General features: G+C 38.8%; 12 protein-coding genes. 11 read left to right on the top strand and 1 reads right to left on the bottom strand.

All coding sequences use genetic code 11. The features are described from left to right. The 5 genes from B5F08_RS13410 to B5F08_RS10640 all read left to right on the top strand — a co-directional run. Positions 1-234, top strand: a 234-nt coding sequence (locus tag B5F08_RS13410) for a hypothetical protein (protein WP_204245192.1), incomplete at its 5' end; no start/stop codon positions are given. Next, positions 218-589, top strand: a complete 372-nt coding sequence (locus B5F08_RS10655; RefSeq protein WP_087379101.1) for a TnpV protein — start codon at positions 218-220, stop codon at positions 587-589. The genes B5F08_RS13410 and B5F08_RS10655, both read left to right, overlap by 17 nt. A 158-nt stretch (positions 590-747) precedes the next feature. Next, on the top strand, positions 748-987 hold the full coding sequence (locus B5F08_RS10650) for a single-stranded DNA-binding protein (RefSeq protein WP_087379099.1): 240 nt from the start codon (positions 748-750) through the stop codon (positions 985-987). 52 nt (positions 988-1,039) lie between these two features. Further along, positions 1,040-2,023, top strand: coding sequence for an AAA family ATPase (locus B5F08_RS10645; RefSeq protein ID WP_242968425.1), 984 nt, complete (start codon positions 1,040-1,042; stop codon positions 2,021-2,023). Positions 2,024-2,042: 19 nt separating this feature from the next. Then, positions 2,043-4,595, top strand: coding sequence for a S8 family peptidase (locus B5F08_RS10640; RefSeq protein ID WP_087379097.1), 2,553 nt, complete (start codon positions 2,043-2,045; stop codon positions 4,593-4,595). Between the two features lie 154 nt (positions 4,596-4,749). Here the strand turns inward: B5F08_RS10640 and B5F08_RS10635 are convergent, their stop codons facing one another. Next, a complete protein-coding gene (locus B5F08_RS10635) occupies positions 4,750-5,286 on the bottom strand; it encodes a PadR family transcriptional regulator (RefSeq protein ID WP_087379095.1) in 537 nt (178 codons plus the stop codon). 120 nt (positions 5,287-5,406) lie between these two features. Here B5F08_RS10635 and B5F08_RS10630 point away from each other — a divergent pair, with 120 nt between their 5' ends. The 6 genes from B5F08_RS10630 (at position 5,407) to B5F08_RS10600 (ending at position 8,640) form a co-directional block, all read left to right on the top strand. Further along, complete coding sequence (locus tag B5F08_RS10630; protein WP_087379093.1) at positions 5,407-5,874, top strand: hypothetical protein; 468 nt, start codon at positions 5,407-5,409, stop codon at positions 5,872-5,874. A gap of 12 nt (positions 5,875-5,886) precedes the next feature. Then, a complete protein-coding gene (locus tag B5F08_RS10625; protein ID WP_087379091.1) occupies positions 5,887-6,525 on the top strand; it encodes a DUF998 domain-containing protein in 639 nt (212 codons plus the stop codon). Positions 6,526-6,545: 20 nt separating this feature from the next. Next, positions 6,546-6,740, top strand: a complete 195-nt coding sequence (locus tag B5F08_RS10620) for a cysteine-rich KTR domain-containing protein (protein WP_087379089.1) — start codon at positions 6,546-6,548, stop codon at positions 6,738-6,740. A gap of 11 nt (positions 6,741-6,751) precedes the next feature. Beyond that, a complete protein-coding gene (locus B5F08_RS10615) occupies positions 6,752-7,390 on the top strand; it encodes a HEAT repeat domain-containing protein (RefSeq protein ID WP_242968421.1) in 639 nt (212 codons plus the stop codon). A gap of 481 nt (positions 7,391-7,871) precedes the next feature. After that, the gene (locus tag B5F08_RS10605; RefSeq protein ID WP_087379085.1) at positions 7,872-8,300 is read left to right on the top strand and encodes an RNA polymerase sigma factor; all 429 of its coding nucleotides are present in this window, start codon (positions 7,872-7,874) and stop codon (positions 8,298-8,300) included. A gap of 82 nt (positions 8,301-8,382) precedes the next feature. Next, on the top strand, positions 8,383-8,640 hold the full coding sequence (locus tag B5F08_RS10600) for a hypothetical protein (protein WP_087379083.1): 258 nt from the start codon (positions 8,383-8,385) through the stop codon (positions 8,638-8,640). Positions 8,641-8,687 lie beyond the last annotated feature (47 nt).

Raw genomic sequence — 8,687 nt, 5'->3', positions numbered from 1 at the left:
TGCTCTCTGTTTTTTCTGTTTTTCTCTATCATTTTTATCACCTGCTTCTATTTTACCACTTTTATCGAAAAAAGCCCAGCGAAAGCTGAGCTTTTTCGACAGGCTGAAGGGACACTTCACATAAGGAAGTGTCCCTTGCGGCATTTTAAAGAATTTGTAATGATGGTTGGATGTGATGAATTTGTAGTAAATCGAATAAATTACGGAGGGAACTACAATGAAATCATTATTTGAACAATTTGGTGGCGCATACCACAAAGAAAGCAATTATTTAATTCCTAACCTTACACTTTCTGCAAGTGAAGAGATGGATATTGGTATTTATGGACAGCAACATTTGCAATATTTACAGAAGTATCGCAGATTGACTTATATCAATCTGCTCACAAGTGGAAAATTATATAAATATCTTTCTGAGATTGATAATCAAGCCCACGAAAGATTTTTGCGGATTGTGAAACAGGTGAAACAAATGCAGGGGATTACCGAACAGCTAAAAGAAAATAATCCCATTGAGTGGACAAGAAAAGTGAATTGTATTCGACAACAGGCAGAAGAAACTGTTTTAAGAGAATTGATTTATAGCTAAAATGTATAGCGGCATTAGCGTCAAGCTGATGCCGCCTTTAATGTTATTTACAGAAAAAATCTTACCTTTTGTAGGCTGGCTATTGATTTTTGAATAACAACATGCTATGATATAAACAACGTTGTTTATTTTGTTGTTGATAACAAGGAGGACTTAAAATGGCAACTGCAAACGATCTTTTAGCTCAAGCTATAGAAGAAACAAAGCATCTGCATACTAATGAGATTTTTCTTGTACGTGATTTATTTAAAGGCTATGAGTGGAACCGAATATCCCGGAGTGACAGATTGTTATTAGGGACTTTATTTTTAAACTATGTTCATACATCTGGAACTTATTTAGAGCCAATTGAAAAAACTTCCTCTGGACAGCAAAAGTATAAAGTCAGCAACAATTGATGATTTTATACGCTATCAAAATGACAATTATTCGAGAGGAAGGATTAGCTATATGAAAGCAGAATTATATAAGAGATTATTTCGAGCTATTTTTTCTGAAGATATACCATCATTAAAGAAAATAGCCTTTACGATCATTCAAGAGGAACGCAAACTCGGCCATAACGTTCTCGCAGACTCATTGGAAAAAATCTCAATTACTGAAAAGCCAAAATACACACTGTTTGAGAGCAAAAAAAGCGAAAGTGGATTATCTTCTTTGCCCAAGAGCAAGCGTACAAATTCACAATTGGTATCGTATATTCCGAGAGAACAATTGAAACATCATATGATTCTACCGAATGAAGTTGAAGAACGCCTACTTTCGATTGAACAAGAATATGTAGCGCGCGAAAGATTAAAAAAATTCAACCTTGTACCTAAAAGAAAAATACTCCTCTATGGCCCTCCGGGGTGTGGCAAAACTTTAAGTGCCGAACGAATCGCTTGGAATCTCGGATTACCTCTATTGAAGGTTCGATTTGATTCTTTGCTTTCTTCTTACTTTGGAGAATCAGCTTCGAATCTTAGAATGGTATTTGATTATTGCAAGAGAGAGCCTGTTGTTTTGCTTCTTGATGAGTGCGATTTTATTGCTAAATCTCGAATTACAACGCAGGATGTTGGAGAAGTCCCTCGAATCGTCAATATGTTACTCACTTTGTTAGATGAATATGATGCTCCGGGATTGGTTTTAGCTACCACAAATTTGAAGGTGTCGCTTGATGAGGCTCTTTTCCGTAGATTTGATGATGTTATTGAAATGCCAATGCCAGGGAAATCAGAACGTAAACGCTTATTGGAGATGACTTTATCTGCAATACCAGTCTCTCCAGATGTTGATATGGATCAAATATCAAATCAATTGGATGGATACTCTGCCGCCAATATTGTTTTGATCGCGCAACGGGCTGCAAAGATTGGTGTTCTTGCAGGGTGTAAAAAGGTATGTAACGAACATTTTGTAAAAGCATTGGAAGAAAGCTCTAAATTTTAATCTGTAAGGAGGTACGACAATGGCAGAGAATAATGACTTTACGCATTTACCGCTTCCACTATTATTTCAAGGGAAACCGAAATTGCGTGGTGGCGGCGCAGCATCTGCTCAGACAAAGAGGAATACTGCTAATCGAATTGCTCATGGTGGCTATGTGAAACGTCGCTCTGCTGAATTGTCCCGTTTTTGGAAAGAGCGTCGAGCAGAACGTTCAGAAAATGCCCTGCCCGAAATAGAAACTGGTATTCCCATACTGCTAGAAATAGATCCTTCTGTTGATATTGATTTTCTGCGTGGACTAGGATTTGAAATTGTCTGTGAAATTGAGGAAGGATTTATTATAGTTGCTACAGAAGATGTTGACCTTTCGGTTTTAAATGAGAAAGCAGATGCTTTTATTGCAAATGTAACTGCAAGGTGCAATTCACCAGCAAAAGTTTATGCTCTCTGCGAAGATGGTGATAGGCTTAAGAGGATTTTGTCAAAAGAACTCTATGCAAAATGGGCAACAATTTCACCAGATGCAATATATATTATCGACATTGGCGTTAGTTGCTGTGGAAACATCGAGTTGCCAAAACGGCCCGATCGAAAAGATGATGAAACCGATGAACACTATTCTGTTCGTGAGCAACGGTGGATAGAAAAGTTTAACACCGCCTATATGGTTTGGGACGAAATCAAGATGCAACGAGAGGAAACAATAGAAAGTTTTGTTTCTGATTATAATGGTAAAATTATGGAACTCGCTGATGGCATATCGGAGATAGCCGATTTACCTGACAGTTTCTCGGCACGCTTAAGAATATCTGGTAAATGTTTGCTTGACTTAGTGTTGAATTTTGCATATATATTTGAAGTATCCGAAGCTGAGACAATAGCTATGGGAGATGCTCCCGAAAATAACGACAGTCTCACCGAAACCGTACAGATTGAGGCTCCTACCCAACCCGCTCCCATTGTATGCGTAATGGATAGTGGTATTCAGGAGGAACATAAGTATTTAGCACCAGCAATTTCTAGTGACGAATCTATCAGTTTGCTCCCCAATAATACATGCATAAGTGATGAAGTTGCCGGAGGAGGACATGGGACACGTGTGGCTGGTGCAGTCTTGTATCCAAAGACAATTCCTTTAGATGGAGTTTATCAACTTCCATGCTGGATTCGCAACATGCGAATTCTTGATGAAAACAATTGCCTGCCAGAAAATGTGTATCCACCAAAGGCAATTGCTATTGCCGTGCAAAAATATAATGTTGAGAACCCAATCCCAACTAAAATATTTAATCATTCTATTGGTAGCCGTCGATCTTGTGAAATGAAACACATGACGCCATGGGCGGCTGAAATCGATAGTCAGTCTTACAATCATGATGTCTTGTTTATACAGGCGGCTGGAAATATTTCCACAGATGTCATATCGGCCTATTGGCAGGCGGGATATCCATATCCTGAATATCTTGACAGAGAGTTGTGTAGAATTTCCAATCCAGCGCAGAGCCTACAAGCAATTACCGTAGGATCCGTGTCGACGGCTGAGTTAGAAACTGATGATTTTATCGCATTGGGAAAGCATATGGAAGTCTCTTCATTCTCACGCTCAGGACCAGGTATTTGGGACGTCTTAAAGCCAGAAGTTGTCGAATATGGAGGGACGCACGTGTATAATAAAGGGAGTGTCCCACCTCAACTTACAACGCCTCCTGAAGTATGTCCGGAACTAATTCGTAAATCTCCAGAAGGTCCAGCTTTTGCACGTGATGATGTTGGCACGTCTTTTTCAGCGCCAAAAGTCACCTATATTGCATCACAGGTTGAAAAGGCTTTGCCAGAGTCTCCTGCGTTGTTGTATAGAGCATTAATAGCCCAATCTGCCCGGTGGCCCAAGAATATCAATGAAGTTAGTAAAGAAGAATGTGTTTCCACATTGCGCCATATAGGATATGGTGTTCCAGATGTCGAACGTGCGACTCATAATGACGAGTATCGAATAACATTGGTAACACCGTCCCTTATGGAACTTGGAGATGATGAAGCTCATATTTTTCAAGTCCCTATTCCGGAAGAATTATCTAATGTTGGTGAAGATTATGACATTTTGGTCGAAGTTACTCTGTCTTACGTAGCGAATCCTCGCCGGACTCGACGTTACGTAAAAGGGTATTTATCAACATGGCTAGACTGGTGCTGTAGCCGGATTGGAGAGAATGCGGAGACATTTGCTCGTCGTATCTTTGAAACGGGCGCTATCATTGACGATGATGGCGATTTTAACTGGGTACTAGGAGAGTCAACCAATCGGGGTGCAGCGGAAGGATATTCTCGAAAAAATGGTACTCTTCAAAAGGATTGGTGTATAATCAAATCCAATCAATTGAGTGATGCCTTTAGCATTGCGGTTCGCGGTCACAAAGGTTGGGGAGGTCTGTTTAAAGCAAAGTATTCTTTAGCTGTTAGTTTTGAAGCTATCAATCAGGATATACCAATCTATGAACCAATACGAACTGAAATTGAAGGGATTGTTGAAAACAGTGAAATCGAAGTTGAAATGCCCGAACGTAATAAGTAATATCTTTAGCTAGATGTTATGTCTTACCAAGCACTGAATTTGGTTATCCAAATTCGCTTATTAGGGACTTCTGTCCCTAAAACCCTGTTAAATGTAAAGAGCCGATGAACTTGTGAGGTAACTCACAACTCATCGGCTCTTTCATGCACTTATACTAATCGTTTTTATTACAGCTTTCAAGCAAACGGTTTGCTCCTGTTATTTCCGCATCTACTAAATCAATCATTCTTTTTACATTTGCAGAATGAGTAGCAGAAACTTCATTCTCCCATAATGGATTTACTTGCTTTTCAATTCCTGTACGGTATTTTTGCAGGACAGCAAGGCGTTCCTGTAAAAGCTCCTGTTGTTCTTCGGGTGTAAATGTATTCAAGAAAAATGCGGCAATGGAAAAGATGTTTGTATCATAATTAAATTGTAAAATAGACGCCTTTAGTGTAGCGATAAACTCGTCTTTCCCTTTATCAGAAAGGCTATAAACGGTGCGGTCTGGCATATTCCCTATTTTTTCAGTAGTACCCAATATGTACTCCTTTTTTTCGAGAGTTTTCAGCGTAGAATACACGGTTGAATCAGCGATATTAAACCACCATTTTACATTCATGTAGTTTAAGAGCTTTATTATCTCATATGCGTTAAGCGGTTTTTCATAAATTAGACCTAAAAGCATTGTGGCAGGTTTTGATAACATACAGTTTCCTCCTTGACATCCTGTTGCATTTGTAGTACTTTATATATAAAGTAGTTTTTATAAACACTACTATTATACCACAGTCAAATTGAAAATGGAATACTAGAAAAGGAGGTTTTTATGCCACAGCTTAATAAAGGCGGTAAATTTGTATTTGGGCTTTCTGTTATACACCCAGATTTAACAATCCATATTCCACCACAAGCATTGTCGGAGTACGATGCAACACGAGATGGAAAAATTATTATCTTTACAGGAAGCAAAATAACAGGCGGTTTTTGTGTAACTACATATTCGTTGCTGCGGGGTTCAAAGTTAAAGCATATTTTAGAGGATTGTCCTGCATTAAGGGATTGTTTGCTTTCGGAGGGCGAGTTTATGCAATATAAAGGGCGTAAATATGCTTGGTTTGATATTGATAAAAATGGTGTGATTAAATTGCCGTATAGCACTTTGGCGGTCTTAGAACTACAATTTGGAATGGAGTTGTTATCTATTCGTAGCAGTGATATTGCCTTTACAATGGGGGCAAAAGGACCGCTGTTGGAAAAAGCCCATAACTTTCAAGGAAGTATAGAGAAATATTAGGAGAATAACGAAATGAAAAACATAGCAGACAATAGGTTCTTTAATATGATTTTGTTATTCACAATCATAGGCGAGTTTATTGTTCCGTGGATATTGGAACAATTTTATTCTGAATATAACGGCAAGATAATGGTTATGAGTGCTTTAGGAAGTCCGCAAAGCCCTGTCCGACTTATTTATAATTTATGGCTTGTTTGGCTTGGTGGTTTCTTAGCTTACACAGCGGGTGCATACTTTTTGTCATTAAGGGCAAAATTTCCTATTCTGGCGGTTTTCATGCTTCTTTCGATTGGGATTTTTGCTGTTGGTGCAGGGCTTATTTCTGGATTTTTTAGTGTAAACGAGAGCAAAGACATAGTTACTACAGCATCAAAGATACATGGAGTAGGTGCTGCAATCGGTTTCATGGCTTTACTGATTTTTTCGTTGCTAAATGGTATTGTTTCATTTAAGCAAAATAACATGATTGAGGGCATCATCAGTATAAGCTCATTTGTTTTATCGCTTATTTTCTTTGCCTGTTTTGTTATGGGAGATAAGGAGCAATTTCAAAATACCATTTTGAAGTATGAAGGATTATGGGAACGCCTTGCTTTGTTTTGTATGTATATTCCTTTTGTTTATAATTCTATGAGCAACTTGTTCTTTTAGATCGATAGTGAGGTATTAAAATGACAAAAATAGAATGGATACTCTGTCCTGTTTGTGGCAATAAAACTCGTAATCAAATCAGAGAAGATACTGTTCTTTTGAATTTCCCCCTATACTGTCCGAAATGTAAACAGGAAACATTGATTGAAGCAAAAAAACTTCAAGTAACGGTCATTGAAGATTTTGATAAAAAGCGAGATGATAAGGAAAGGTGAAAACAACGCTGATGGATGAAAGATTATATCGTGAACTTGGTCAACTGACAAAAGATAAAACTATTTGGAAACAAAATATCCCCTATGTAGCTTCTTTACTTAAAAATCAATCCCCTAAAATAACGGCTAAAGCAATGTGGTTGCTTGGAGAGATGGGATTGATATATCCGCAGGAAGTCGCACCATATACAAAAGAAATTGCTTCTTTTATCGTTTCGGAAAATGACTTACTAAGAGAGCGTACCGCTAATGCTTTAGGACGAATTGGCAGAGCAGATTACGACCTTGTTGCCCCTTATTTTGAGGAACTATTATCCTTGGCAGGAGATAAAAGCCCTAATGTACGGTTAAGTTTTATATGGGCTTCGGAAAACATTGCGACAAATACATGGGCGGTGTATGAAGATTGCTTGCCAATATTTGCAGAGCTTCTTAACGATGAAAACGAAAGAGTCCGAATAGAAGCACCAGAGATGTTTCGGGTGTTAGGAAAACGAAAGCCTGAGTTTGTGCGACCATATTTAGAAAAATTAGAATATATAGCAACGCACGATGAGGTTAGCGTAGTTCGTATTCACGCTAAAGGGGCAATTAAAGCTACATTATCTAAAACCATCAAAGAGCCAGACGCTAAGACGCAGAGCCGATGAATTTGTGAGATACACACAGTTTATCGGCTCTATTTTTATATAACAATAGGTAGGACAAGCCCACCGAATAAAAAAAACGGTGCTTTTGGTGGGCGGTTTCGTTATGCCAAGATGAATTACTGATACCCTCCAGACCCGTTTGAGTTTGGAGGGATTTTCTATGCGTTGGTCTAAGACCGTCGCTCTGCTGCTTATCCGAAGCAGCAGCTACATACATTGCATCATGGATTTGTGGGGATAACCCGTCAAAAAAATTCTTGCTTATGCAAGGAACTCTTACACCCTCAAAGTAGAAGCCAAATATCTACAAAATAGAATTTATATATCCGAAAGCCGTGGAGGTCTGACAGCCTCTGCGGTTTTTCTTTTGTCGTTTTTTGAGGAACGCTGCAAGAAGCCGGTTTACGGCGTAGGATGCCGTTCTCCCCCTCTCCATCTGGATTTTTAGCATTTCAAAAATTCAGATTGGAGGACATATGAAATGGCATATAACCACGGACGGGAAGAACGCAAATGGCATATCTGGAAAGAGAACGAAGAAAAGATATTGCGAGAGTGCGGCGTTGACGAAAGCACGATTGAGGAAATCCGTACTTATGACAGAGCAGATTTTAATTCCAACAGGCGATTTTACCGTTGGACAAATGATGTAGCGGAGTACCTTGAAGAAATGGCGGATAGAGAGTCGCAGGCAGAGATACATTCTGTCGATGAATTGTTAGATGAAATCGAAAACGAAACGCTTTATCGTGCATTGCTTACGGTGGACAAGCGTACTCTGCGTATTCTCCTGCTGAAAATGCAGGGCTATTCCATAAAGGAGATTGCGCCACTTGTCGGTCTGACAACAGGAGCTATCTACGCAAGATTAGACCATCTGCGGAAAAAGCTGAAGCAATTTAAGCGTTAGAGGGTAATTTTCAGCTTTTTCAAGGACTATAGAGTGAGGGAAATTTTCTCTCACTCTATTCTTTATAGGAGGATTATTGCATATGAACAGCTATATAGACGAAACAACAAAGGAACAATTTATCGAAGACACTACTATCCGAGAGGCAATCAACAACATTTACGATATGCTTGCAGATATGCCGAAGGAGAAGCGACTTGCTTTCTTCGAGCAAATTTCAAAACCAAAAGATTTAGATTTTGTAAAGAAAATGGATGGTATTTATTATGTCGTCTGCGCCCACTTTGATAGGGAGCAAAGAGAAGATATGATAACCAAGGTCAATCGGATATTAGCATAGAAGTGTAAAAATATTTCAAATTCACGCTTTAAAGCATTGAAGCAAGA

It is taken from the genome of Anaeromassilibacillus sp. An172 (assembly GCF_002160515.1).
Classification (GTDB): Bacteria; Bacillota; Clostridia; order Oscillospirales; family Acutalibacteraceae; genus Limousia; species Limousia pullorum.
Note: the sequence above shows the minus strand (reverse complement) of the source record. Positions and strands in the feature narration are given on the sequence as shown.

What these genes read in the sequence shown, in the direction of transcription:
- B5F08_RS10605 (WP_087379085.1), top strand. Translation starts at nt 7,872, where the DNA reads ATGGCATATAACCACGGACGGGAAGAACGCAAATGGCATATCTGGAAA.
- B5F08_RS10615 (WP_242968421.1), top strand. Translation starts at nt 6,752, where the DNA reads ATGGATGAAAGATTATATCGTGAACTTGGTCAACTGACAAAAGATAAA.
- B5F08_RS10650 (WP_087379099.1), top strand. Translation starts at nt 748, where the DNA reads ATGGCAACTGCAAACGATCTTTTAGCTCAAGCTATAGAAGAAACAAAG.
- B5F08_RS10625 (WP_087379091.1), top strand. Translation starts at nt 5,887, where the DNA reads ATGAAAAACATAGCAGACAATAGGTTCTTTAATATGATTTTGTTATTC.
- B5F08_RS10620 (WP_087379089.1), top strand. Translation starts at nt 6,546, where the DNA reads ATGACAAAAATAGAATGGATACTCTGTCCTGTTTGTGGCAATAAAACT.
- B5F08_RS10640 (WP_087379097.1), top strand. Translation starts at nt 2,043, where the DNA reads ATGGCAGAGAATAATGACTTTACGCATTTACCGCTTCCACTATTATTT.
- B5F08_RS10630 (WP_087379093.1), top strand. Translation starts at nt 5,407, where the DNA reads ATGCCACAGCTTAATAAAGGCGGTAAATTTGTATTTGGGCTTTCTGTT.
- B5F08_RS10635 (WP_087379095.1), bottom strand. Translation starts at nt 5,286, where the DNA reads ATGTTATCAAAACCTGCCACAATGCTTTTAGGTCTAATTTATGAAAAA.
- B5F08_RS10655 (WP_087379101.1), top strand. Translation starts at nt 218, where the DNA reads ATGAAATCATTATTTGAACAATTTGGTGGCGCATACCACAAAGAAAGC.
- B5F08_RS10645 (WP_242968425.1), top strand. Translation starts at nt 1,040, where the DNA reads ATGAAAGCAGAATTATATAAGAGATTATTTCGAGCTATTTTTTCTGAA.
- B5F08_RS10600 (WP_087379083.1), top strand. Translation starts at nt 8,383, where the DNA reads ATGAACAGCTATATAGACGAAACAACAAAGGAACAATTTATCGAAGAC.